We start from the raw sequence: 23,609 nt of genomic DNA on the forward strand, positions 1-23,609 counted from the left end.
CCGGTCTACCGGAACGCGTCGAGACCGGTGAGCGCCTTGCCCAGCACCAGCTGGTGCATCTCCACGGTCCCCTCGTAGGTGAGCACCGACTCCAGATTCGTCGCATGGCGCATCACCGGGTACTCCAGCGAGATCCCGTTGGCGCCGAGGATCGTGCGCGAGGTACGGCAGATCTCGATCGCCTCCCGCACATTGTTGAGCTTCCCGAAACTGACCTGCTCCGGGCGGAGCCTGCCCGCGTCCATCCGACGGCCCAGATGGTGGGCGAGCAGGATGCCCTTGTGCAGTTCCACTGCCATGTCCGCGAGCTTGGCCTGGGTGAGCTGGAAGCCACCGATCGGCCTGCCGAACTGCTCCCGGGTCCTCGCATAGTCGAGGGCCGACTCGAAGCTGGCGCGCGCCGCGCCCATGGCTCCCCAGACGATGCCGTACCGGGCATGGCTGAGACAGCTGAGCGGGCCGCGCAGACCGGTGACTCCGGGGAGTACGGCATCGGCCGGCAGCCGTACCTCGTCGAGGACCAGCTCGCTGGTGACCGAGGCGCGCAGGGACCACTTGTGCTTGATCTCGGGCGCCGAGAAGCCGGGGGTGCCGGCCGGCACGACGAAGCCGCGGATTCCGCCGCCCGCGCCGCCCTCGTCGGTCTGCGCCCAGACGACGGCGACCCCGGCCACCGAGCCGTTGGTGATCCACATCTTGCGGCCGGTGAGCACCCAGTCCTCGCCGTCGCGCTTGGCGTACGTACGCATCCCGGCGGGGTCGGAGCCGTGGTCCGGCTCGGTGAGGCCGAAGCAGCCGATGATCTCGCCGGCCGCCATGCCCGGCAGCCACTGCTGCCGCTGCTCCTCGGAGCCGAAGCGGTGGATGGCGTACATGGCGAGCGAACCCTGTACGGAGACGAGGGAGCGGATTCCCGAGTCCGCCGCTTCGAGTTCCAGGCAGGCCAGCCCGTACTGGACGGCGGTGGCGCCCGCACAGCCGTAGCCCTGGAGGGACATGCCGAGGGCGCCGAGCGACCCGAGTTCGCGGGCCAGTTCGCGGATGCCGGGCAGCTCGCCGTTCTCGTACCACTCGGCGATGTGCGGCAGGACCCGGTCGGTGGCCCAGTCGCGGACGGTGTCACGGATGGCGAGGTCCTCGGCGCTGAGCAGATCGTCGATGCCGATCGGGTCGGCGGGGTCGAAGGGCGGGAGCTTCGAGGACGGAGTGGTGGACATGAGGGTGCCTCCGGCGGCTCGCACGATGCTAAAACTAGCAGTGTTAGTTATGCGTCGTACCGACGTTACGGCTCAGTGTCCCGCTCGTCCAGAGCCGGTCGCCTCGGCGGGTCGCCGGCGCCGGGCGGGTATCGCCGGCGCCCGCCGCGCACAGCCCGCGACGGTCGCCTCCTGTGGACCGTGGAGTTCCCGCGTCTCGCTCGCGTCGACCTCGTGAGGTTCGCGGGGAACCGGCGTCAGGCACTCCATCATCCGCGGCAGCCGGAGCGCGGCGAGCGCCCCGATCAGCAGCAGAGCAGCGCTGACCAGCAGCGTGACGTGCAGCCCGACGATGAAGGAGTGGCGGGCCGTGGAGCGCAGCGCCTCGCCCAACGGACCGCCCAGCCGGTCAGCCACCTGGTAGGCCTCGCCGAGCGAGTTCGCGGCGGCCGCGCCGTCCCCGGCGGGGACCCCCTCCGCGGGAAGTTTCGCGAGTCCGGGAGTGTAGGCGGCGTTCATGACGCTGCCGAGCAGCGCGATCCCCATGCCCGCGCCCAGCTGGTACGAGGTCTCCCCTATCGCCGCCGCTCCGCCCGCCCGGTCGGCCGGTGCCTCGCTGAGCATGGACTCGTACGCCCCGAAGAGCGTGGACTGGAGCCCGAAGCCGAGTGCGACGAAGGCCGCGGTCAGCAGGCCGGGCCGGTCGTGCTGCCCCATCGCCGTCAGGACCAGCACCGAGGCGGCCGTGAGCACGAAGCCCCAGCCGACCATCCGGCGCGGCCCGATGCGGCGCAGCGTGTACGAGCCGGTGGCGCCGGCGGCCATGGCCGCGAAGGTGAGCGGCAGCAGCCGCAGCCCGGTCTCCAGCGGGCTCAGGCCGAGGACGAGCTGGAGGTACTGCACGGCTATCAGTTCCAGCCCGACCAGGGCGAGCATCGCGAGGACGATGCAGCCCACCGCCGTGGAGAAGGTGGGCCTGGCGAACATCCCGATGTCGATCAGCGGATACGCACGGCGCTTCTGACGCCGTACGAAGGCGATGAGCAGCACGGCCCCGATCAGCAGCGGGACCAGCGTGGCCGGACTCAGCAGCCCCTCGCCGGTGCCCGCCCGCTTCACCCCGAGGACGACACCGAGCACTCCGGCCGCGGCCATCAGCGCACCGAGCACGTCCCACGGGCCGTCGTCACTGCCGCGCGACTCGGGCAGCAGGAGGCGGCCGACCGGCAGGACCAGGGCCATCAGCGGGACATTGATCAGAAAGACGGAGCCCCACCAGAAGTGCTCGACGAGGAAGCCGCCTATGACGGGTCCGGTGGCGGCGCCGACGGCGGCGACGGCGGTCCAGACACCGATCGCCACGGCCCGCTCGCGCCGGTCGGGGAAGACCTGGCGCAGGATCGACAGCGTCGCGGGCATGATCATCGCGCCGCCGACACCGAGCAGTGCGCGGGCCGCTATCAGTACGCCTGGACTGTCGGCCAGCGCGGCGGCCGCGGAGGCGACGCCGAAGAGTGCGTAGCCGAGCAGCAGGATACGGCGCCTGCCGACCCGGTCACCCAGAGTGCCGAAGAGGATCAGCAGCGAGGCACAGACCAGCGGATAGGCGTCCACGATCCAGAGCAGCCCCACGGCGCTGGGCCGCAGGTCCTCGGTGACGGCGGGGACGGCGACGTGGAGCACGGTCGCATCGAGCGCGACGAGCAGCAGGCTGAGGCAGAGAACGACGAGGACGACCCATCGGTTGGCACCGTCGGCGGCTGAGCGCAGCCGAAATCGGGCTGTGGTCGTCCCGGACATGCATGTACCTCCCAAAAGGTCCCTCGCGCTCGGCGGGCCAGCAGGTAACGCAGCGGTTCGCTGCCTCCCGGGGCCCGGCATCGACGGGCGAGTGATCCGTCAGCGTACGCGAGTTCGGAGCACTCACACGTGGTCCACCTCATACCTCGATGACCCTTGAAGTGTGGGGTACGCCACGCCGGGCCGCCGCTCGGGACCCCTCGGACCTGCACGGACGACCCCCCGCACCCGGCACAGAAGGTACTCGGCGTCATGCCGCGAGCACGCGCCGGGCCCGCACAGAAGGCGTTCGGTGACCGGATGGATACGGTCCGCTTCACCTCCCAGGGAAGCGGGAGAAATTCATACCGGCGCCTCCTGTGCTTTTCTGTCCGCACCCAAACACCCTTCCGAAATAAGTGCGAAATCAATAGCGCGGAGAGTCGGGGATGCACTTCTTCGGATCAGGAATTAAGGACCGGCCGAGACATAGCCCACATCACATCGTCATCACAAAGAGACCGGATCGACCAGTTCACTCACTAACTCGCTGTAACGTCGATTGGGTGCGTACCGACATCTTTGCCCGCCTGGACCGGGAGCCGGAGCCGCCGAAGATAGAGCCGCCGCGGATGAGCCGTCACCGCATCGCTCTCTTCTGCGGGACGTTGGCGTTCTATCTCGCCATCGTCGTGGCCGTGCTGGTCTCTTCCTGGCTGGTGACCCTGGACTGGAAGGTCATGCTCTTCCGGCCGTATCAACAGTGGCCGGAAATCCATGCGTTCCTCGACTACTACATCGTGCTCGGACAGCGCGGCCCCACCGCCACCATGGTCGCGTGCTGGCTCGGCTGGCGCTCCTGGCGGCAGCACACGATGCGGCCCCTGCTGACGCTCGGCGCCTCGCTGCTGCTGCTCAATGTGACGGTCGGCGCGGTCAAGATCGGTCTGGGGCGGCTCGGTCCGCACTACGCGACCCAGATCGGCTCGGCGGAGCTCTTCGCCGGCGGCGATATATTTCCGTCGGGCCACACCGCCAACGCCGTCGTGACCTGGGGAATCCTCGCCTATCTGGCGACCACCCCGAGGGCCAGGCGCTATCTGTCGGCCGTCTCCGCGATCGTCTCGCTCGGCGTCGGGCTCACCACCGTCTACCTCGGCACGCACTGGCTCAGCGATGTACTGCTCGGCTGGGTCGCGGGGCTGCTGATCCTGCTGAGTCTGCCCTGGGTCGAGCCGCTGATCACCCGGGCCGAGGCCTGGATCTTCGCCCAGCGCGAAGCCCTGCGCGGCCGCGGCCGTCCCGTTGCCTCCGTGCCCGTCGCGGCCGGAGGACCCCGGCCCGTGGTGCTCCCGCAGCCGGTCGGTGCCACGGCGGAGACCCCGGTGCTGGAGCCGGTCGCCGCCGGAGGACACACGTCGACCACCACGGGCACGGTCACCGGTGCCCGCTCGCGGGCGCACCCGGCGCCCCCGTCACATCTGGTGCGCTCGGAACGGAGCCCCGTCACCCCGGCCGGCAGCCGCCGCCCGCCGCACGCGGACCGTACGCCACGCGGCGGCACGGCCCCGGCCCGCCCGGTGTCCGGCGGCTGAACACCCCGGAAGTCGTGGGACGGCCGGTACGCACAGCCGCTGCCCCGTACGGCGCGAAGGCCCCGACCCGAGTCGGGGCCTTCGCGCCGTACGGGGGCCGGGCCGCCGGGATCCTCAGCCCACCCAGCACCTGGTGACGACGGCGTCGTCGACCTCGAAGTTGATCCGTCCGGCCTGGAACTCCATGGTGATGATCGCGCCGGGCGGCAGGGATCTGACGCTGGTCCAGCCCTGCCTGCGGGCCCGCTGTTCGGCCGCGTCGACGGCGAGGCCGACGTACGCACCGGGTGTGTCGTCGGGCTGGGCGGGAGGAGTCGGTAGGGGTGCCATGCCTCTCACCGTAGGCGGCCGCGGACCGCGGCGGAAGCCGGGGCACCGGCCGCCGCACGGCATCTCCATATCCCCTGCCGGTCACGCTTGTGTCACAGGATCACGACACGCCTGCCGCTCGCATCACGCCACCCCGACGTGCGGCCCACACCCCGACACACAGTAATCACACAAGCCGGAAAATTATTGCACGGAAGCCCCGAAAACAAAACAGAATACCCGCTTCCGAACGACCGGAATTCTCTCGCCGAATAACCCGCGTAAATGAACATGCCACCGGGAATTCACGCTTCCTTATGGCAGCCTTATCTGCTCGTAACAAAATCCACACCATGGGCCGGGATGCTCCCACAGCCGACCGCTGCCGCCCGTATAACGGACAGCTCGAACCTCCGCGACGCACCGGCGAACCGTCCCGGCCGACCCTGATCCGCCGCCGATCGGCCCACCCGTCGGCCCACTTGTGGATCCCCTCACCAGGGCGGCTGCGGTGGCGGCGCTCAGTCCACGGCCCGGGACAGCCGGTCCCTGGCCACCCTGATCGCGTCTTTGAGCTCCGGCGGTTCGACGACTTCGAAGTCGATCTCCAGGAACATGACGTGGAAGACCAGCACGTCGAGACTCGGGGCCCCCGTGCGCAGCAGACAGCTGTCGGCGCCGTCCGCCTCCAGCACCCCGGCGGACGGCGAGATCCGCTCCGCCGCGTGCTCGATCCCGGCCTTCAGCCGGATCACCGCGCGGCTCGCGTACACGGTGGTGGAGATCCCCTTCGAGACATAGGCGGCCAGATCCTCGGCCGGTGCGGCGCGGGGGACGAATCGGGGGCCGTGCGGCGGCGTGGGGGTGATCCGGTCCGCGCGGAACGTCCGCCAGTCCGCGCGGTCCAGGTCCCAGGCGACGAGATACCAGCGGCGCTCGGTACACACCAGCCGGTGCGGTTCGACGGTCCGGCGCGATACGGAGCCGGAGTGGTCCCGGTACGCGAAGCGCAGCCGCTCGCTGTCCCGGCAGGCTCCGGCCAGTTCGGTGAGGACACCCGGATCGGCGGTGGACATACCGGGCCCCCGGAGCAACGGCACGGTGAAGGTGTTCAGCGCGCTCACCCGGCGCCGGAGCCGGTCCGGCAGCACCTGTTCGAGCTTGGCCAGGGCGCGTACGGACGTCTCGCCGATGCCCTCGACGCCGTTGCCCGCCGCGGTGCGCAGCCCCACCGCGACGGCGACGGCCTCCTCGTCGTCGAGGAGCAGGGGCGGCAGCTGGGCACCGGCGCCGAGCTGGTACCCGCCACCGGTGCCGGGGCTGGCGTTGACCGGGTAGCCCAGTTCGCGCAGCTTGTCGACGTCACGCCGGACGGTCCGTGGGGTGACGCCGAGCCGTGAGGCGAGATCGGCGCCCGACCAGTCCCGGTGTGCCTGGAGCAGTGAGAGCAGGCGCAGCAGCCGTGCCGAGGTCTCCAACATGGGGCGAGTCTGCCAGGGGTTGCGGACAGCCTGCGTCCGCGATCGCCTGTGGTCGGCCTACCGGGCCTGCGCCGGGTCCGGTTCGATCCGTACGCACAGGTCGTTGTCGCCCGAGTAGCAGGGAGTCGCGCGTACGCCCTCCGCTGCACTGCGACCCGGGTAGACGAAGCTGTTCCTGCGGTCCCAGACGTCGTCGAGGATGCGGGAGATCCGTACGTCGTCGGCCGTCCCGGGGATGAGCCAGAGCGTCCAGAGCTGCTGCCCGGTGACCGGACCGGTGACCAGCCGGTCCAGGGGAAGCGTGAACGAGAACGTGCCCTCCTTCCCGGTGACCGGCACCCGGCAGGTCCGGTCGGGAGCGCCGGCCAGTCGCGCCTCGACGCGGGCGTCGTCGCCGAGGGCGGTCCCGTACAGCGCGCCCTCCACGGTCATCGCGTCCCCGTCGAAGGTGACCGGCCCGGCCTCGGCGTGCGGTGAGCGGATCCAGCAGCGCACGGCGAGCCGGTCGTCGGCGGTCGGGTACGGGATACGGGCCGCGATCCGCCCGGTGTCCGGGGTGCGGTCCATGAGGAGCCGGACGTCCCTGATCCCGGGCGTCACGGCCACGGCCTCGTCGTCGTCGGTGCCCTGCGCACACACATGGACGTCCCAGCGGCCCTCGGCGGGCTCCACGGTGCTCGGCAGCACCGCTCGCAGCCGCCCTTCGCCGAGCGGGGTCAGGGGCAGCCGTACGGTGCTGTCGTCGCCGTCCTTGTTCTTGGCGCCGCGCAGCCGGAGCAGCAGTTCGGGCGCCTCCCCGGCGTCGTACCGTTCGGGGCCGGGGCCGAGATGCAGGTCGAAGACGATCCCGCCGTCGGCGTCCGCGGTGCAGTCGGCTCGTGGCGCCGGGCGCTCTGTGGAGACGGTCATACGGGCTTCCCCTTGCGGATGACATCGGCGGCCTTGTAGCGCAGGGCGTACGCCCCGTCGAGCACGGTGCCGCGGGCGCGGTGCAGTGTGGTGCGCAGAGCGCCGTGCGAGCGGTCGCGCGGCACTCGGGAGGCGAGTTCGGTGAAGAGCCGCTCGTGGCGTTCGGCGATCCGCGACGGGTCGAACCGCTCCGCCGCGGCCAGCGCGGCGCGCCCCGAGCGGCGCCGTGCTTCGTCGTCGTCGATCAGGCCGAGCAGGGCGCCCGTCACCGCCGCCGCGTCACCGACCGGCACCAGGCGTCCGTCGGTGCCGTCCTCGATGATCTCGCGGGGTCCGTGCGGGCAGTCGGTGGCGACGACCGGCAGTCCGCAGCGCATCGCCTCGACGATGGTCATGCCGAAGGACTCGCGGTCCGAGGTGACCGCGGCGATCGCCCCCTTGGGCCACTCGGCTTCCAGCGGGTTGACCGGCCCCATCAGGAACACATGGTTGTGCAGGCCGAGTTCACCGATGAGCTTCAGCAGTGCCTGGCGCTCGTTCCCCGTCGCGTCGCCGCCGCCGTAGATGCGCAGCCGCCAGTCCGGACGGGCGGCGACCACGCCGGCGAACGCCCGGACGAGGAGGTCGTACCGCTTGACCTTGTGCAGCCGTCCTGCGGCGATCACCCATTTACCGGTGCCGTCGGCGGGCGCGATTCTGGGCGCGGGCACGCTGTTGGGGATGGCCTCGATCCGTACGCCGGGCAGCTTGAACCCGCTCCGGTAGGCGCGGGCGTCGGCCTCGGTGACGGTGGTGATCGCGTCGAGCAGGGCGTAGCGGTGCCCGATCTCGCGGCGCAGCCGGTAACCGTGGCTGTCGAGGGTGAGGTGCTCCTGCCCGATGAGGACCGGGCCGCGCCGGGTCTGCCTGCTGATCTGCACGTTGAGCCCGGGCCGGGTGCCGACCACCACGTCCGCGTCCATGGAGCGCAGATGGTCCGCCACCCGTGCGTCGGTCAGCCTGCTGTACTGCCGGTACCTGCTGTCGCCGCGCGGGAACACGGTTGCGGGGCGGGCGTGTTCGGTCGCGTCGCCGTCGTACGTCGGGCTCTTCTTCCGCAGGTCGACGAGGTGGTTCAGGCGCACGCCCGCAGGGGCTCCCAGCGCGGGGACGTCCCGGTGCCGGAAGACCGACACGATCTCGATGTCATGGTGCTCGGCCAGGGCCCCGGCGAGATTGAACGTCGTACGGATGGTGCCCCCGACTCCGTAGGCGTTGTGGAGCAGGAACGAAATGTGCATGAAACGCCATATCTCCCGGGTCGGCTGGTCAGCTGGTCGACTGGCCGGCTGCGAACGACACTTGCCATGACGGCAAAATCCGGCTTGTGGTTTCACTCCGACACCGGCCGGATTCAGCCACTCCCACTTTCCCCGCTTTCCCGATTTGTCGATGTATCGGCGAACCGGCTCACGGTCGAGTCGACCACATCCCCACACGGAAAATGCCAAAAACATTGACAAACAGGTATCAAGTGGCCCCTTCCGAAACTCAGGATTCACCCTCTGCTCCGGTTGGTTCGATTACGTTCCCTTTCTCGCGTGACCCCGGCCACGGATCGCCCGTTGTCTTCTTCATGAGCCGGGAACCGCCCGGCGCACGAACCGAGTTCGAGGAGCCAACCGTGCCGCGCATGCTCGACGTCAGCGAGGACGTACGCGCCGAGATCGGCGATGCCGAAGCCGACCGGCTGCTCGTCGGCGACAACACCCCAGGCAGTTACGACTGCACCTCCTGCCGCACCCCCGGCGACTCCGAACAGGAGCGCACCAGCACGGTCCTCTTCGTCGGTGACGAGACCGCCGTCCTCGCCTTCGCGCACGCGACCTGCATCCCCTCGCAGGTCGTCCAGGTCGCCGAGGAACAGCTTCAGGGCGCGGTACGCAGCATCACCGGCGGCAACGCGGAGCACCAGAGCCAGGAGCACCCGGAGGGCCTTGGTACCGAACAGGCCGTCCTCGGGATCACCAGCGGCCTCGTCCTGATCGACGACGAGGTCCACCCGGCCCTCGTCGTCGAGCCGACCGGCCCGATCGCCCGCCCGGGCACGGACGGCAGCCGCGGGGACGAATTCCTCCAGCTGCTGCTGGAGCAGGGCTTCCAGCCGGTCCACCGGATGGATCAGATGCCCGCGGTGCTGCACGGCTGGTCGATCCTGCTCGCGATGGGCCAGCTGCACGCCGTGCTCCAGCCGGGCACCGATGGCGGCGCCCCGGTCGCCTGGTGGCAGGCCCATGCGCCGCTCCAGGTCACCGAGGGCTGGCGGACCACGGCCAACAAGTCGCAGAGCGTGCTCGTCTTCGCCGCCCCGGCGGGGGCGATCGGCCAGCAGCCCCGCGAGGACCTGCTGCGCGACGCGCTGGACAGGGCCGCCGCCGGCGGGCTCCTGGTCGCCGCCGCGATGCCGCTGGCCGGGACCTGATCGTGACCGTCGGTTCCTCGCACCTGCGGCGAACAGCTATTTCTCCGCAGGGCCCGCATCCGACAGCCAGTGGGGTCGTTGGCACATACGTGCACTCATACGACTCCTCCCACCAGCGCCCGAGCCCGATCCCTGCCATGCGCCCTGCGCAGGACCCATCGGGCGGTCAGTCCCACACCCCGATCTACGACGCGCTGTACTCCGAGTACCGTCGGTCGTTCCGGGCGCTTCCGGGTGATCGTAGCGGCGAGGAGAATCTCGGCTTCGTGGCCTTCGGCAGCAGCGGGTGGTTCGGCAGCCGCATGCCGCTGAGCGGCCACTACGGTCACTCCGCCGCCCTCTCCGTCGGACTCTCCGCACACAGCGGCGCCACGGGACACGGCAGCGGCGCGAGCACGCCCACCAGCGGTCTCGGTTCCTGGCAGCGGGTGGGGCGGCACTCCGGGCGGCCCCAGCCCGCGGCTCTGCCCCCGGGACCGGGATCGCAAGGGGCCTGACCGTACGACGGAGCCCCGGACCGTTTCACATCCGAAACGGTCCGGGGCTCCGCCATGGGGCCTACGGGCTACTTGTTGCGGCCACGCTTCTCGCGGACCCGCACGGAGATGTGGATCGGGGTGCCCTCGAAGCCGAACTCCTCACGCAGCCGGCGCTCGACGAAGCGTCGGTAGCCGTGCTCCAGGAAGCCCGAGGAGAACAGCACGAACCGCGGCGGCTTGGTGCCCGCCTGGGTGCCGAAGAGGATCCGGGGCTGCTTGCCGCCACGGACGGGGTGCGGGTGCGCGGCGACGACCTCACCGAGGAAGGCGTTCAGCCGGCCGGTGGGGACACGGGTCTCCCAGCCGGCGAGGGCGGTCTGGATCGCCGGGACCAGCTTCTCCATGTGCCTGCCGGTGACCGCGGAGACGTTGACCCGCGGGGCCCATGCGATCTGCGCGAGCTCCGTCTCGATCTCGCGCTCCAGGTAGTAGCGGCGCTCCTCGTCGAGGGTGTCCCACTTGTTGTACGCGATCACCAGGGCACGCCCGGCCTCCACGGCCATGGTGATGATGCGCTGGTCCTGGACGCTGATGGACTCGCCGGCGTCGATCAGGATGACGGCGACCTCGGCCTTCTCCACGGCGGCGGCGGTACGCAGCGAGGCGTAGTAGTCCGCGCCCTCCTGGAGGTGGACGCGGCGGCGGATACCCGCCGTGTCGATGAACTTCCAGGTGATACCGCCGAGCTCGATCAGCTCGTCGACCGGGTCACGGGTGGTGCCCGCGAGCTCGTTGACGACGACGCGGTCCTCGTTCGCCACCTTGTTCAGCAGCGAGGACTTGCCGACGTTCGGACGGCCGATGAGCGCGATCCGGCGCGGTCCGCCGATGGCGGTGCCGAACCGCTGTGCCGGGGCCTCGGGAAGAGCTTCGAGCACCGCGTCGAGCAGGTCGCCCGTGCCGCGGCCGTGCAGCGAGGAGACCGGATGCGGCTCGCCGAGGCCCAACGACCAGAGCGCGGTGGCATCCGCCTCGCCGCTCTGCCCGTCGACCTTGTTTGCGCACAGCACGACGGGCTTGCCGGCCCGGCGCAGCAGCTTGACGACGGCCTCGTCGGTGTCGGTCGCGCCGACCGTCGAGTCGACCACGAAGACGACCGCGTCCGCCGCCTCGATCGCGTACTCGGCCTGGGCGGCGACGGAGGCGTCGATGCCCAGCACGTCCTGCTCCCAGCCGCCGGTGTCGACGACCTTGAACCGGCGGCCCGCCCACTCGGCCTCGTAGGTGACGCGGTCGCGGGTGACGCCGGGCTTGTCCTCGACGACCGCTTCGCGGCGGCCGATGATCCGGTTCACCAGCGTCGACTTGCCCACGTTGGGGCGGCCGACGACGGCGAGCACGGGAAGCGGTCCGTGACCGGCCTCACCGATCGCGCCCTCGACCTCTTCGGCGTCGAAGCCCTCCTCCGCGGCGAGCTCCATGAACTCCGCGTACTCGGCGTCGCCAAGCGCTCCGTGCTCGTGGTCCGAGCCGTCGGAGTGAATCTGGTCGTTCATGAAGTCCGTTCCTCTTTGCGTCATCATCGATGGACCACGACCACGTGGCCCACTACTCAAGTCTTACCTACGCCCGGTGAAACGCCTGGCCTCGTCCAGATGGGCGGTCAGCCGCGCCTGGATCCGCACCGTCGCCTCGTCCAGCGCCTTGCGCGTACGCCTGCCGCTCCCGTCGCCCGCCTCGAAGGCGTCACCGAAGACGACGTCCACCCGGCTGCGCAACGGCGGCAGCGCCGATACCAGCCGTCCGCGACGCTCGGTGCTTCCCAGGACGGCCACGGGCACGATCGGCGCCCCGCTGCGTACCGCGAAGTACGCGAGCCCGGCCCGCAGGGAGGCGAAGTCGCCCTCGCCCCTGGTGCCCTCGGGGAAGATCCCGAGCACCCCGCCGGTCTCCAGCACGCCGAGGGCGTCGGTGATGGCGGTGCGGTCGGCGGTCGTACGGTCCACCTTCAGCTGCCCGATTCCGCGCAGGAACGGGTCGAGCGGGCCGACGAACGCCTCTTTCTTGATCAGGAAGTGGACGGGCCGGGGCGCGGTGCCCATCAGCATCGGACCGTCGATGTTGTGGGAGTGGTTCACCGCGAGTATGACGGGTCCGGAGGCGGGAACCCGCCACGCACCGAGGACGCGGGGCTTCCACAGCCCGTACATCAGGCCGATCCCGATCCCGCGTCCGACCGCCGCGCCGCGCGGCGAGGGCGAGCCCGTGGCACGGGTCACTTCACGGCCCGCTTCTCCTCGACGAGGGTGACGACGCACTCGATGACCTGCTGGAGGGTCAGCTCGGTGGTGTCCACCTCGACGGCATCGTCCGCCTTGGCCAGCGGGGAGGTCTTGCGGCCGGAGTCGGCCGCGTCCCGCTTGATCAGCGCCTCCTTGGTGGCGGCGACGTCGGAGCCCTTGACCTCCCCGCTGCGGCGGGCGGCGCGCGCCTCCGGCGATGCGGTGAGGAAGATCTTCAGGTCGGCGTCGGGCAGCACCGTGGTGCCGATGTCGCGACCCTCGACCACTATGCCCCGGTCGGCCGCGGCGGCGATGGTGCGCTGCAGCTCGGTGATCCGGGTGCGCACCTCGGGGACCGCGCTGACGGCGCTGACCTTGGAGGTGACCTCCTGGGTGCGGATCGGACCCGAGGCGTCCTCGCCGTCGACGGTGATCGTCGGGGCGGCCGGGTCCGTACCGGAGACGATGACCGGCTTCGCGGCGGCGGTCGCCACCTCCATCGCGTCCTGCACGTCGATGCCGTTGTTCAGCATCCACCAGGTGATCGCCCGGTACTGGGCGCCGGTGTCCAGGTAGCTCAGGCCGAGCTGGGCGGCGACGGCCTTGGACGTGCTCGACTTGCCGGTGCCGGAGGGCCCGTCGATGGCGACGATCACTGCGGCCGGGGCCGTCCGGGCGGCGGCGCTTGCGGTTTCCACGGTGGTGGACACCTTCCTGGTACTCGGGGTGGGCGGGACGGGGACGCGCGAACCCGCCCCGCACAAGGTTACCGAGTGTCGGAGTGGTCCTCTGCACCCCTGTGGACAACCGCCTACCGGTCCCGTCGCCCCGCGCCTACTGCCGTATCGACCAGCCCCGCTCGCGCAGTGCCGTGCGCAGCTCGGCGGCCGCGCTCGGCTCGACCATGAGCTGGACCAGGCCCGCCTGCTGCCCGGTGGCATGCTCGATGCGGACGTCCTCGACGTTGACCCCGCTCCGGCCGGCGTCGGCGAAGATCCCGGCCAGTTCGCCCGGCCGGTCGCTGATGAGCACGGACACGATCTCGTACGAGGCGGGGGCCGTCCCGTGCTTGCCGGGGACCCGGACCCGGCCCGCGTTGCCGCGGCGCAGCACGTCCTCGATGCCCTCGGTGCCCGCGCGGCGCTTGTCGTCGTCACCGGACTGCAGACCGCGCAGCGCGCGTACCGTCTCGTCCAGGTCGGCGGCGACCCCGGCCAGCACGTCCGCGACCGGGCCGGGGTTGGCGGAGAGGATCTCCAGCCACATCCGGGGGTCGGAGGCTGCGATCCGGGTGACGTCCCTGATGCCCTGGCCGCAGAGGCGTACGGCGGTCTCGTCGGCCTCCTCCAGCCGGGCGGCGACCATCGACGAGATCAGCTGCGGGGTGTGGGAGACCAGGGCGACGGCCCGGTCGTGGGCGTCGGCGTCCATGACGACCGGGACGGCGCGGCAGAGCGCGACCAGTTCCAGGGCGAGGTTGAGGACCTCGGTGTCGGTGTCACGGGTCGGGGTGAGGACCCAGGGGCGGCCCTCGAAGAGGTCCGCGGTGGCGGCGAGGGGGCCGGACCGCTCCTTGCCGGCCATGGGGTGCGTACCGATGTACGGGGCGAGGTCGACTCCGCGGGCTTCCAGTTCGCGGCGCGGGCCGCCCTTGACACTGGCGACGTCGAGGTAGCCGCGGGCGACGCCGTCCCGCATGGCGGTGTCCAGGACCGAGGCGACATGGGCGGGCGGCACGGCGACGATCGCCAGGTCGACGGGGCCCTCGGGCGCCTCGTCCGTACCGGCCCCGAGCGCGGCCGCGGTGCGGGCCGACTCGGGGTCGTGGTCGACGAGGTGGACATGGATGCCACGCCCGGCGAGGGCGAGGGCCGCGGAGGTGCCGACGAGGCCCGTTCCGATGACGAGGGCGGTTCTCACTGGGCGATGTCCTTGCGGAGGGCGGCGGTGGCACCGAGGTACACGTGCGTGATCTCGGACTTGGGAAGGTACGTCTCGACGTGCGCGAGGATCCGTACCACGCGGGGCATGGCGCCCACGATGTCCAGTTCCTGGGCGCAGATCAGTGGTACGTCGACGATACCGAGCCCGCGCGCCGCGGCGGCCGGGAAGTCGCTGTGCAGATCGGGAGTGGCCGTGAACCAGATGCTGATCAGGTCGTCCGCGACGAGGCTGTTGCGCTCCAGGACGGCGGTGAGCAGGGCGCTGACCCGCTCGCCCATGTGTCCGGGCTCGTCCTGCTCCAGTTGGACGGCTCCACGAACTGCTCGTACCGCCACGTCGTGCTCCTCGCTTCTTCGTACGTGTCGCGCCTGCTGTCCGCCTGCGTGCATCCTTCTGCGTGATCAGCCTAGAGGGGCGGGGGCGAGGGGCGGCCGTGGTGCTCTCCCAGTGAGACGGGGCGAGGCCGTGAGGGGCGGTGAGGGGTGGCGGCCGGAGGTTCCGCCGTGGTGGCGCAGACCCTCCGGCCCCGCCCCTGGGCTCAGAGCTGCTGTTCCCGGACCAGCTCCTCGATCGAGCGGCCCTCCGGAACCTCCCCCGTCGGAGTCAGTCTGTCGACCGCCGTCGGCAGCGACCGGGCGATCTCGTCGGCCGCCTGTTCCGTGGAGACCCCGGTCTCCCGGGCGACCCTCTCCAGAGTCTCGTCGGGCAGCGCCTCGGCGATCTGGGCGCCGCTGACCGCATGGTTCTCACCGGTCCCGACCCAGGACTGCGCCTGGTCGACGAGGCCGGACCTGGTGAGCACCCCGATCAGCCCTTCGAGCGCGTTGGCACTGCCGCCCGAACCGCCCTGGCCGCCGCCCAGCGCGCCCAGCAACGAGCCGAGGATGTTCCCGGCGCCACCGGCGGCATCACCGGAGGCGCCACCGCCCTGGCCGCCGCCGCCCAGCAAACCGCCCAGCAGGCTGCCGAGATCGTTTCCCGCCATGGTCATGCCTTTCCAGAGGGGATGATTTATCGACAATGTCGATCAGATCCCGAGCTTCTGCCACTTGAACCACGGGCGCTTCGCTCACGTACCCTCGCCGCCATGGTCACCCCCGACCCAGCGGCTCTCGTACGCGATCACACGGTCTACGCCTGTGTGATGGGCTCACGCGCCTTCGGGCTCGCCACGGACGGCAGCGACACGGACCGGCGCGGTGTCTTCCTCGCGCCGACCCCGCTGTTCTGGCGGTTCGAGAAGCCGCCGACGCATGTCGAGGGCCCGGCGGAGGAACAGTTCTCCTGGGAGCTCGAGCGCTTCTGCGAGCTGGCGCTGCGCGCCAACCCCAACGTGCTGGAGTGCCTGCACTCACCGCTGGTGGAACACGTCGACGCCGTGGGCCGTGAACTCCTCTCCCTGCGCGGCGCGTTCCTCTCCCGGCTGGCCCACCGGACCTTCGTCCGCTACGCGTCGGGCCAGCGCAGGAAGCTGGAGGCGGATGTACGGCAGCACGGGGCGCCGCGCTGGAAGCACGCCATGCATCTGCTGCGGCTGCTGACCAGTGGCCGGGATCTGCTGCGTACGGGCGAGCTCACGATCGAGGTGGGAGCGGCCCGGGAGGAGCTGCTGGCGGTGAAGCGCGGCGAGGTCCCGTGGGCGGAGGTCGAACGCCGCATGGCGCGCCTGGCCGAGGAGAACGACGAGGCCGCGACGGGCTCCCCGCTCCCCGCGGAGCCGGACCGGGCCCGAGTGGAGGACTTCCTGGTCCGCACCCGCCGGGCATCCGTGTCCTGACCCGACCAGGGGTGAACGCCCCACCTGGCCGCCACTCCGGAACCGCATGACGTCAGGAGTCCCAGAGCGCCCCCAGCGACAGCAGATCGCTCCGGTACTCGATCCGCTCCGACCATTCCTTGGGCCAGGCCCCCGCCCCCAGATGCGCCCCGGCGAGCGCGCCGGTCAGGCAGCCGAGGGAGTCCGAGTCGCCCCGGGTACAGGCGGCCCGGCGCAGGGCCATGACGGGGTCTTCGGGGAACAGCAGGAAGCAGTGCAGGGCCGTGGCCAGGGCCTCCTCGGCGATCCAGCCGTCGCCGGTCGTCTCGCAGGGATCGGTCTCCGGGGACGGGTCGCGCAGGGCGTCCTGGACGCGGGCCAGCGCGGTGAGGCATTCCTCCCAGCCGCGCCGGATGTACAGCTCCGGCGAGGAGTCGCCCGCGTACCGCCAGAGGTCGCCGAGCCAGCGCGTGAGATAGCGGCTGCTGTTCTCGTACGCGTAGCTGCGCAGCTGCCCGATCAGACCCATCGGTTCCGCGCCCTGCGCCAGCAGGTACACCGCGCGGGCCGTCAGGTCGGACGCGGCGAGCGCGGTGGGGTGCCCGTGGGTGAGGGCCGCCTGCAACTGGGCGGCGCCGGAGCGCTGTTCGTCGCTCAGCCCCGGCACGAGCCCGACCGGCGCGACCCGCATGTTGGCGCCGCAGCCCTTGGAGCCGGTCTGGCTGGCCTCCTGCCAGAGCCGGTCGCTGTCGAGCAGGCGGCAGGCGGTCATGCAGGTGCGGCCGGGGGCACGGTTGTTGTCGGCCGAGTGGTACCAGTCGACGAACTCCTCGCGCACCGGGCGGGCCAGCCGCAGCGGGGTGAGCAGCCCCCGGTCCATGGCGGTACGGATGCCCCGCCCCAGGGCCAGCGTCATCTGGGTGTCGTCGGTGACGATCGCCGGCTTCGGCAGCCGCATCTGGCGCCACGGCCCGCACTTGGCGAGGATCGAGGGCACGTTGTTGAACTCGGTCGGGAAGCCCAGTGCATCGCCGAGCGCGAGCCCGGTCAGTGCGCCGGTGGCGGCCTGTTTGGTGATGGTCCTGGTCACGATCACGTGGTTCTTCCTTCCGGTCGCAGGAGTGGGGGGTGCAGGGCGGTAGCGGCACCCGCCCTGTAGAGAGCGGCCGGTTTTCCCCGTCCGCCGGTGCGGCGCGGCGACCCCTCCACAGCCTGGACGAAGCCGGGCGTGGTGAGGACCTTGCGCCGGAAGTTGGGCCGGTCCAGCTCGACGCCCCAGACCGTCTCGTAGACCCGCTGGAGTTCTCCCAGGGTGAATTCGGGCGGGCAGAAGGCGGTGGCCAGGCAGCTGTATTCGAGCCTGGCGCCGATGCGGTGGTGCGCGTCGGCCAGGATGCGGTCGTGGTCGAAGGCGAGCGGGCCGAGGGTTTCGGCGTCCCACCACCGGGCGTTGACGGCGTCGCCGCCGCCGCGGGGTTCGGGCAGGTCGGGGACGAGTGCGGCAAAGGCGACGGAGACGACCCGCATCCTCGGGTCGCGGTCCGGGTCGCTGTAGGTGCGCAGTTGTTCCAGATGGAACGCGGACACGGTGCCCTCGGTCAGGCCGGTCTCCTCGGCGAGCTCCCGGCGGGCGGCTTCCTCGGCGGACTCGCGGGGCTGGACGAAGCCGCCGGGCAGTGCCCAGTGGCCCTTGTACGGGTCCTCGCCCCGCTCGACGAGCAGGACGTTCAGCCGGGTGTCGCGGACCGTGAAGACGGCGAGGTCGACGGTGACCGCGAAGGGTTCGAAGGCGTACGGGTCGTAGCCCGCGGGGGCGTCGGCGCTCATCGGTGCTCCGGGAGGGGCGCGGCGAAGTTCCAGCCGGCGGCGAGCAAAGTGTCGACGGCGCCGACCGCGGTGGCCAGGCGTTCCTGGTGGGTTCCGGTGAGTTCGACGAACCGCCTGCCGGTACGGGTGAGTTCGGCCCGGAAGCGGTCGGTCATCCAGGGCCGCAGCTCCTCGCCGTCGCGCAGCCCGTCGTCCTCGAAGGCGACGCCCTCGTGGTCGGTGAGCAGCCACAGGTGGTGGGCGACGCGGTCGGCGGTCTCCTCGACGAGCTTCCTGCACTGCCCGTACGTCGCCGTCAGGGACAGCGCGGTCGTCAGTGCGTCCCAGAAGGGCACGGTCGAGTCGGTGGCGTGGGCCAGCAGGGCGGTGAGAGCTACGGTCCCCACCGCCCCTGCCGCGAGCAGCCAGGTCCATTCGGTGCGGGTCGTGCGCCGCACCGGCAGGTCCGGTGCACCTGGTCCACCCCCGTGGGTCCAGGTCCACCAGCCGTACGCGGCAAGGGCGATGAAGACGATCTGGAGTCCGGCATCGGCGTACAGGCCGGACTGGGTGAACAGGAGGATGAAGAAGAGGTTGTTGGTGATGCCGATCGGCCAGTTGGCGAGGTGCTGGCGGGCCACGAGCCAGACGCACAGCGCCCCACTGCCGAAGCCGAGCACCTCGGTCCAGCTGACCGGGGTGCCGATGACCGTCATCAGGGGTTGCTGCAGAGGGTCGAGGACATCCGCGAGACTCACTCCCGCCTCCTTAATAGTCACTCTGACTATAAAGGGGGAACGGGCGCAGCAAAAGGCCCGCGGCCGATTCCTGTCCGAAAATCGAAAGCAGGAACCGGTCGCGGGCCGTGGAGCGGACGGAGCCGGGTTGTGGAGTTGCGTTACGGCGCCGGGTTACGGAGCCGGGTTACAGACCGACCTCGCGCATCAGCATGCCGACCTCGGTGTTGGTGAGCCGGCGCAGCCAGCCGGACTTCTGGTCGCCCAGCGGGATCGGCCCGAAGGCGGTCCGTACGAGCCGCTCGACCGGGAAGCCGGCCTCGGCCAGCATCCGGCGGACGATGTGCTTGCGGCCCTCGTGGAGGGTCACCTCGACCAGGTAGTTCTTGCCGGTGTTCTCGACGACCCGGAAGTGGTCGGCGCGGGCGTACCCGTCCTCCAGCTGGATGCCGTCCTTGAGCCGCTTGCCCAGATCGCGCGGCAGCGGTCCCTGGATGGCGGCCAGGTAGGTCTTCTTCACCCCGTACTTGGGGTGGGTCAGGCGGTGGGCCAGCTCGCCGTGGTTGGTGAGCATGATGATGCCCTCGGTCTCGGTGTCCAGCCGGCCGACGTGGAAGAGCCGCGTCTCACGGTTGGTGACGTAGTCGCCGAGGCACTGACGGCCGTCCGGGTCCTCCATGGAGGAGACGACACCGGCGGGCTTGTTCAGCGCGAAGAAGAGGTACGACTGGGCGGCCACGGTCAGGCCGTCGACCTTGATCTCGTCCTTGTGCACGTCGACGCGCATGCCCTGCTCGACGACGATCTCGCCGTTGACCTCGACGCGGGCCTGCTCGATCAGCTCCTCGCACGCCCGGCGCGAACCCATGCCGGCCCGGGCGAGGACCTTCTGCAGCCGCTCGCCCTCCTGCTCGGCGCCGGGGTGGGTCTTGGGCGTCCGGATGTCGGGCTTGCCCGCGTACCTGTCCCGGTTGCGCTGCTCGATCTTGGCGTCGAGCTCACGCGGACGGGACGGGGCGCCCTGGCGACGCGGGCCACCGCTCCTGCCGCCGGACTGCGCGGGCTTCGGGCCGCCCTTGGCGCCGCCACGGGCCGCCGCGCCGCGGCCCTTGCGGGGTCCTTCGCCGCTCTTCTCCCCGGTGGCGCCCGCGTCGTAGCGGCGCTCCTCGGGCCGGGGCCGGCGGGGACGCTGCTCCTGCTTGCCGTCGCGGCCGGTGCCGGCGCCGGCGCCCCGGGGATTCCGGTTGCCGCCGCTCTTGCCGCTGCCGCTTCCGCTGTTCCTGCCACTGCTTCGCATCAAAATTCCGTCTTGTCGTCTGCGTGAGTATCCGGGGTGTCCGGTGCGTCCGGATCGAACGACGGCACACCCTCTAGCGTCTCAGCCTCGATCGCGTCCGCCTCGGGGAGGAAGGGCGCGAGCTCCGGGAGCTCATCCAGGCCACGCAGGCCCATCCGCTCCAGAAAGTAGTTCGTCGTCCTGTACAGGATCGCACCTGTTTCGGGTTCCGCGCCCGCTTCCTCGACGAGGCCCCGCTGGAGCAGGGTCCGCATGACCCCGTCGCAGTTCACGCCGCGGACCGCGGACACCCTCGACCGGCTGACCGGCTGGCGGTACGCGACCACGGCGAGAGTCTCCAGGGCCGCCTGTGTGAGACGGGCCTGCCGGCCGTCCAGGACGAAGCCCTCGACGGCCGCCGCGTATTCCGGGCGGGTATAGAAGCGCCAGCCGCCCGCGACCAGCCGCAGATCGAAACCACGGCGCTGTACGGCGTACTCGTCGGCCAGCTCGCGCAGCGCGTCGGCGACGGCTCTGCGGGGCCGCTCCAGGACCTTGGCGAGGTGCTCTTCGGTGGCGGGCTCGTCGACGACCATGAGGACGGCCTCCAGGGCGGGCTTGAGGTCGAGGTCCGCGACGGGGGAACCGGTGGTGTCCTGCTGACTCATGCCTTCACATCCTCCTGGACGTCCTGCGCCTCGGTCACCTCGGTGTCGAACTCGTCCGTCACGACGGGTCCGACGCCCTCTCCCCCGGACCAGCGCACCAGGAGCTCGCCGAGGGCCTCGTCCTGGTCGAGCGCGACGGCCTTCTCCCGGTACAGCTCCAGCAGCGCGAGGAACCGGGCGACGACGGTGAGGGTGTCCTGGGCGTCCTCGGTGAGCGCCCGGAAACTGATCTCCCCCGCCTCCCGCAGCCGCGTGACCACGATCTCGGCCTGTTCCCGCACGCTGACCAGCGGTGCGTGGATGTGGTCGACGTACACCTGCGGCTCGGGCCTGGGCTGCATCGCCTTCACGGCCAGCCGGGCGAACCCCTCGGCCCCGATGCTGATGACGACCTCGGGCAGCAGCTCGGCGTGGTGCGGCTCCAGCCCCACGGTCCGCGGGAAGCGCCGCCCCTCCGACTCCAGCCGGTCGCTGAAGATTTCGGCGACGCGTTTGTACGCGCGGTACTGGAGCAGCCGGGCGAAGAGCAGGTCCCGCGCTTCGAGCAGCGCCAGATCCGCCTCGTCCTCCACCTCGGCGGCGGGCAGCAGCCGGGCGGCCTTCAGATCGAGCAGGGTCGCGGCGACGACGAGGAACTCGGTGGTCTGATCCAGGTCCCAGTCCGGCCCCATGGCGCGGATGTGCGCCATGAACTCGTCGGTGACCTTGGACAGTGCGACTTCGGTCACATCCAGCTTGTGCCGGGAGATGAGCTGCAGAAGCAGATCGAAGGGCCCCTCGAAGTTCGCCAGCCGTACGGTGAACCGCCCGTCGTCGGCGGGCTCGGGGGCCGAGACCGGCGTTGCCGGCGTTGCCGATGTTGCCGGTACGGGGGTCTCGGCGGGCGTTACGGGCGCCGCGGGCCCGGCGGACACGACAGATACCGCGGCCGCTGCCGCATCGGCCACCGCCGGGGCAACGGCTTCGCCGTCCCCGCCCGCCACCGGCGCGGCCCGGCCGCCCGGACCGCGGCCCAAGGGGCGGCGAGGGGTGCGGGCGGGCTCGTCGGTCGTCGGCATGAGTGTCCAGGGACGGCGGGATACGGGCGGCGGGCGTACGAGAAGGGCCGGACCGCCCGGAGGATACGCTCCGGGCAGGCTACCGGCGCCCCACCGGTCAGCGGCCGCGCAGCCGCCGTACGAGGATGCTCGCGTCGCCCCGCGACTCCAGGTCCGCGAGAACCACCGCGACCGCCTCGCGGACGATCCGCCCGCGGTCGACCGCGAGCCCGTGCTCCCCGCGCAGCACCAGACGGGCGTGTTCGAGGTCCATCAGTTCCTCGGCCGAGACGTAGACCGTGATCTTCTCGTCGTGCCGCTCCCGGCCGCTGGGCCGCCGGTTCGCCCCGCGTCCGCCTCCGCGCCTGCGCTGCTGCTGAACGGCGGGGGCGGGAGCCGCCTCCTGAGCCGGCGACTGCGCGGACGACGCCGTGGCGGGCTGAGTGGCCGGCCGTTCCGACGGCGAGGACTGCTGGGACCTGCGTCCCGGCTGCGCCGCCCCCGCGCCCCGGCCCATGTCACCGCCGCGGCTGCGTGATTCCCCCGCGTCGGCGTCGGCCGCGGAGTGCTCCTCCCGAGCCGCGGTCTCCGTCGCGCCCGCCCCGGACCCGTCGGCCCCGGGATCGCTCTCGCCGGCCGGACCGGGCACCCGGGCCTCGCCGTTCGCCTTGCGCCGCCGGTCCGCCGGGGACGACGCCTGCAGGCCCATCCCCCCGGTGGTACGGAACAGTTCGTCGGCCCCGGGCAGACTCACTCGGCGTGACACCGGGCGAGCACCTCCCTGGCGAGCTGGCGATAGGCGGCGGCACCGACCGAGTTGGAGGCGTACGTGGTGATGGGCTCACCGGCGACCGTGGTCTCGGGGAAGCGCACGGTGCGCCCGATGACCGTGTGGTAGACGTGATCGTCGAAGGCCTCGACGACGCGCGCGAGGACCTCGCGGCTGTGCACCGTACGGGAGTCGTACATCGTGGCGAGGATGCCGTCGAGCTCCAGGTCCGGGTTGAGCCGCTCCTGGACCTTCTCGATGGTCTCGGTGAGCAGTGCCACACCTCGCAGCGCGAAGAACTCGCACTCGAGCGGCACTATGACCTTGTGGGCAGCCGTCAGGGCGTTCACGGTGAGCAGGCCCAGCGACGGCTGGCAGTCGATCACGATGTAGTCGTAGTCGGCCATCAGCGGCTTCAGGGCACGCTGCAGCGTGGACTCCCGGGCCACCTCGCTCACCAGCTGCACCTCGGCAGCCGACAGGTCGATGTTGCTGGGCAGCAGGTCCATGTTCGGGACCGCGGTCTTCAGCAGGACCTCGTCGGCCGACATGCCCCGCTCCATGAGCAGGTTGTAGACCGTGAGGTCGAGCTCCATCGGGTTGACGCCGAGCCCGACCGACAGGGCTCCCTGCGGGTCGAAGTCGACGAGCAGGACGCGGCGCCCGTACTCCGCGAGCGCGGCACCCAGGTTGATGGTCGACGTGGTCTTGCCCACGCCGCCCTTCTGGTTGCACATCGCGATGATCCTCGCGGGACCGTGGTCGGTCAGCGGTCCCGGGATCGGGAAGTAGGGCAGGGGCCGACCGGTCGGGCCGATCCGCTCGCGGCGCTGACGGGCAGCGTCGGGCGCGAGGGTGGCCGCGTACTCCGGATCGGGCTCGTACTCGGCGTCGGGGTCGTAGAAGTGCCCCTGGGGCACCTCGTCGAAGTCGGCGAAGTGGGCGGTCTCTCGGCCACTCTCGTTGCCGGCCATGGCGTTCACGTGTAGGCCGTCCATCATCTGGGGGGCTGTCGTCATGTGCTGATTGGTGGCGAAGGTGCGGACAGCGACGGAGCCGACAGCCTCCAGCCCGTGCGGGCTCCGGCCCCGTGCAGGCGTCCCTGGTTGAACACCCCCGGGAGTA

At 71.2% G+C, this 23,609-nt stretch carries 24 protein-coding genes; 4 read left to right on the forward strand and 20 right to left on the reverse strand.

All coding sequences use genetic code 11. The annotated features are described in order from the left end of the window. Positions 1-5: 5 nt before the first annotated feature. A complete protein-coding gene (locus OH735_RS07415; protein WP_406380499.1) occupies positions 6-1,217 on the reverse strand; it encodes an acyl-CoA dehydrogenase family protein in 1,212 nt (403 codons plus the stop codon). Positions 1,218-1,289: 72 nt separating this feature from the next. After that, a complete protein-coding gene (locus OH735_RS07420; protein WP_406380501.1) occupies positions 1,290-2,996 on the reverse strand; it encodes an MFS transporter in 1,707 nt (568 codons plus the stop codon). Positions 2,997-3,541: 545 nt separating this feature from the next. On the opposite strand from OH735_RS07420, the gene OH735_RS07425 reads away from it, so the two are divergent. Further along, entirely contained in the window at positions 3,542-4,570 is a 1,029-nt protein-coding gene (locus tag OH735_RS07425; protein WP_406380503.1) for a phosphatase PAP2 family protein, read from the forward strand. 114 nt (positions 4,571-4,684) lie between these two features. Here the strand turns inward: OH735_RS07425 and OH735_RS07430 are convergent, their stop codons facing one another. From OH735_RS07430 to OH735_RS07445, 4 genes are all read right to left on the reverse strand, one after another. After that, positions 4,685-4,900, reverse strand: coding sequence for an I78 family peptidase inhibitor (locus OH735_RS07430; protein WP_406380504.1), 216 nt, complete (start codon positions 4,898-4,900; stop codon positions 4,685-4,687). A 500-nt stretch (positions 4,901-5,400) separates the two neighbouring features. Next, on the reverse strand, positions 5,401-6,360 hold the full coding sequence (locus OH735_RS07435) for a helix-turn-helix transcriptional regulator (protein WP_406380506.1): 960 nt from the start codon (positions 6,358-6,360) through the stop codon (positions 5,401-5,403). A gap of 57 nt (positions 6,361-6,417) precedes the next feature. Next, a complete protein-coding gene (locus tag OH735_RS07440) occupies positions 6,418-7,269 on the reverse strand; it encodes a transferase (RefSeq protein WP_406380508.1) in 852 nt (283 codons plus the stop codon). Then, complete coding sequence (locus tag OH735_RS07445; RefSeq protein ID WP_406380510.1) at positions 7,266-8,549, reverse strand: glycosyltransferase family 4 protein; 1,284 nt, start codon at positions 8,547-8,549, stop codon at positions 7,266-7,268. Before OH735_RS07445 ends, OH735_RS07440 begins: the two co-directional genes overlap by 4 nt. A 383-nt stretch (positions 8,550-8,932) precedes the next feature. Between OH735_RS07445 and OH735_RS07450 the strand changes: the two genes are divergently transcribed. After that, complete coding sequence (locus tag OH735_RS07450; protein ID WP_406380511.1) at positions 8,933-9,730, forward strand: hypothetical protein; 798 nt, start codon at positions 8,933-8,935, stop codon at positions 9,728-9,730. A gap of 137 nt (positions 9,731-9,867) precedes the next feature. Further along, complete coding sequence (locus OH735_RS07455) at positions 9,868-10,227, forward strand: hypothetical protein (protein ID WP_406380513.1); 360 nt, start codon at positions 9,868-9,870, stop codon at positions 10,225-10,227. A 68-nt stretch (positions 10,228-10,295) separates the two neighbouring features. On the opposite strand, the gene der is transcribed toward OH735_RS07455, so the two are convergent. From der to OH735_RS07485, 6 genes are all read right to left on the reverse strand, one after another. Next, a complete protein-coding gene (gene der, locus OH735_RS07460; protein WP_406380514.1) occupies positions 10,296-11,765 on the reverse strand; it encodes a ribosome biogenesis GTPase Der in 1,470 nt (489 codons plus the stop codon). Positions 11,766-11,828: 63 nt separating this feature from the next. Beyond that, the gene (locus OH735_RS07465) at positions 11,829-12,488 is read right to left on the reverse strand and encodes a lysophospholipid acyltransferase family protein (protein ID WP_406380515.1); all 660 of its coding nucleotides are present in this window, start codon (positions 12,486-12,488) and stop codon (positions 11,829-11,831) included. Beyond that, positions 12,485-13,201, reverse strand: coding sequence for a (d)CMP kinase (cmk, locus tag OH735_RS07470; protein ID WP_406380517.1), 717 nt, complete (start codon positions 13,199-13,201; stop codon positions 12,485-12,487). The genes OH735_RS07465 and cmk overlap by 4 nt, the downstream gene beginning before the upstream one ends. Positions 13,202-13,325: 124 nt before the next feature. After that, positions 13,326-14,411, reverse strand: a complete 1,086-nt coding sequence (locus tag OH735_RS07475) for a prephenate dehydrogenase (protein ID WP_406380519.1) — start codon at positions 14,409-14,411, stop codon at positions 13,326-13,328. After that, on the reverse strand, positions 14,408-14,770 hold the full coding sequence (gene aroH, locus OH735_RS07480; RefSeq protein ID WP_406380521.1) for a chorismate mutase: 363 nt from the start codon (positions 14,768-14,770) through the stop codon (positions 14,408-14,410). The genes OH735_RS07475 and aroH overlap by 4 nt, the downstream gene beginning before the upstream one ends. A gap of 203 nt (positions 14,771-14,973) precedes the next feature. Beyond that, a complete protein-coding gene (locus OH735_RS07485; protein ID WP_406380523.1) occupies positions 14,974-15,420 on the reverse strand; it encodes a YidB family protein in 447 nt (148 codons plus the stop codon). A gap of 102 nt (positions 15,421-15,522) precedes the next feature. Here OH735_RS07485 and OH735_RS07490 point away from each other — a divergent pair, with 102 nt between their 5' ends. After that, entirely contained in the window at positions 15,523-16,212 is a 690-nt protein-coding gene (locus tag OH735_RS07490; RefSeq protein ID WP_406380525.1) for a DNA polymerase beta superfamily protein, read from the forward strand. A gap of 52 nt (positions 16,213-16,264) precedes the next feature. Here the strand turns inward: OH735_RS07490 and OH735_RS07495 are convergent, their stop codons facing one another. The 8 genes from OH735_RS07495 to OH735_RS07530 all read right to left on the reverse strand — a co-directional run bounded on the left by OH735_RS07495 (position 16,265) and on the right by OH735_RS07530 (position 23,503). Beyond that, positions 16,265-17,287, reverse strand: coding sequence for an ADP-ribosylglycohydrolase family protein (locus OH735_RS07495; protein WP_406380526.1), 1,023 nt, complete (start codon positions 17,285-17,287; stop codon positions 16,265-16,267). After that, positions 17,284-18,018: an NUDIX hydrolase gene (locus tag OH735_RS07500; RefSeq protein WP_406380528.1), complete on the reverse strand. Its 735-nt coding sequence runs from the start codon at positions 18,016-18,018 to the stop codon at positions 17,284-17,286. The genes OH735_RS07495 and OH735_RS07500 overlap by 4 nt, the downstream gene beginning before the upstream one ends. After that, the gene (gene pnuC, locus OH735_RS07505; RefSeq protein ID WP_406386455.1) at positions 18,015-18,713 is read right to left on the reverse strand and encodes a nicotinamide riboside transporter PnuC; all 699 of its coding nucleotides are present in this window, start codon (positions 18,711-18,713) and stop codon (positions 18,015-18,017) included. Before pnuC ends, OH735_RS07500 begins: the two co-directional genes overlap by 4 nt. A 208-nt stretch (positions 18,714-18,921) precedes the next feature. After that, entirely contained in the window at positions 18,922-20,031 is a 1,110-nt protein-coding gene (locus tag OH735_RS07510) for a pseudouridine synthase (protein ID WP_406380529.1), read from the reverse strand. Then, on the reverse strand, positions 20,031-20,678 hold the full coding sequence (gene scpB / locus OH735_RS07515; protein ID WP_384451822.1) for an SMC-Scp complex subunit ScpB: 648 nt from the start codon (positions 20,676-20,678) through the stop codon (positions 20,031-20,033). Before scpB ends, OH735_RS07510 begins: the two co-directional genes overlap by 1 nt. After that, positions 20,675-21,736 carry a segregation and condensation protein A gene (locus tag OH735_RS07520; RefSeq protein WP_406380531.1) on the reverse strand — a complete coding sequence of 354 codons (1,062 nt, stop codon included), beginning with the start codon at positions 21,734-21,736 and terminating at the stop codon, positions 20,675-20,677. The genes scpB and OH735_RS07520 overlap by 4 nt, the downstream gene beginning before the upstream one ends. 97 nt (positions 21,737-21,833) lie before the next feature. Further along, positions 21,834-22,469, reverse strand: coding sequence for a hypothetical protein (locus OH735_RS07525; RefSeq protein WP_406386456.1), 636 nt, complete (start codon positions 22,467-22,469; stop codon positions 21,834-21,836). After that, positions 22,466-23,503: a ParA family protein gene (locus OH735_RS07530; protein ID WP_406380533.1), complete on the reverse strand. Its 1,038-nt coding sequence runs from the start codon at positions 23,501-23,503 to the stop codon at positions 22,466-22,468. Before OH735_RS07530 ends, OH735_RS07525 begins: the two co-directional genes overlap by 4 nt. Positions 23,504-23,609: the final 106 nt, after the last annotated feature.

The sequence above is a fragment of the Streptomyces sp. NBC_01618 genome (genome assembly GCF_045209435.1).
In the GTDB taxonomy this organism is placed as follows: domain Bacteria; phylum Actinomycetota; class Actinomycetes; order Streptomycetales; family Streptomycetaceae; genus Streptomyces.

Bases quoted from the DNA above. Each gene is read 5' to 3' on its own strand.
- OH735_RS07415 (WP_406380499.1), bottom strand. From the start codon at position 1,217: ATGTCCACCACTCCGTCCTCGAAGCTCCCGCCCTTCGACCCCGCCGAC.
- OH735_RS07420 (WP_406380501.1), bottom strand. From the start codon at position 2,996: ATGTCCGGGACGACCACAGCCCGATTTCGGCTGCGCTCAGCCGCCGAC.
- OH735_RS07430 (WP_406380504.1), bottom strand. From the start codon at position 4,900: ATGGCACCCCTACCGACTCCTCCCGCCCAGCCCGACGACACACCCGGT.
- OH735_RS07435 (WP_406380506.1), bottom strand. From the start codon at position 6,360: ATGTTGGAGACCTCGGCACGGCTGCTGCGCCTGCTCTCACTGCTCCAG.
- OH735_RS07440 (WP_406380508.1), bottom strand. From the start codon at position 7,269: ATGACCGTCTCCACAGAGCGCCCGGCGCCACGAGCCGACTGCACCGCG.
- OH735_RS07445 (WP_406380510.1), bottom strand. From the start codon at position 8,549: ATGCACATTTCGTTCCTGCTCCACAACGCCTACGGAGTCGGGGGCACC.
- OH735_RS07455 (WP_406380513.1), top strand. From the start codon at position 9,868: ATGCGCCCTGCGCAGGACCCATCGGGCGGTCAGTCCCACACCCCGATC.
- der (WP_406380514.1), bottom strand. From the start codon at position 11,765: ATGAACGACCAGATTCACTCCGACGGCTCGGACCACGAGCACGGAGCG.
- OH735_RS07485 (WP_406380523.1), bottom strand. From the start codon at position 15,420: ATGGCGGGAAACGATCTCGGCAGCCTGCTGGGCGGTTTGCTGGGCGGC.
- OH735_RS07490 (WP_406380525.1), top strand. From the start codon at position 15,523: ATGGTCACCCCCGACCCAGCGGCTCTCGTACGCGATCACACGGTCTAC.
- OH735_RS07500 (WP_406380528.1), bottom strand. From the start codon at position 18,018: ATGAGCGCCGACGCCCCCGCGGGCTACGACCCGTACGCCTTCGAACCC.
- pnuC (WP_406386455.1), bottom strand. From the start codon at position 18,713: ATGACGGTCATCGGCACCCCGGTCAGCTGGACCGAGGTGCTCGGCTTC.
- OH735_RS07510 (WP_406380529.1), bottom strand. From the start codon at position 20,031: ATGCGAAGCAGTGGCAGGAACAGCGGAAGCGGCAGCGGCAAGAGCGGC.
- scpB (WP_384451822.1), bottom strand. From the start codon at position 20,678: ATGAGTCAGCAGGACACCACCGGTTCCCCCGTCGCGGACCTCGACCTC.
- OH735_RS07520 (WP_406380531.1), bottom strand. From the start codon at position 21,736: ATGCCGACGACCGACGAGCCCGCCCGCACCCCTCGCCGCCCCTTGGGC.
- OH735_RS07530 (WP_406380533.1), bottom strand. From the start codon at position 23,503: ATGACGACAGCCCCCCAGATGATGGACGGCCTACACGTGAACGCCATG.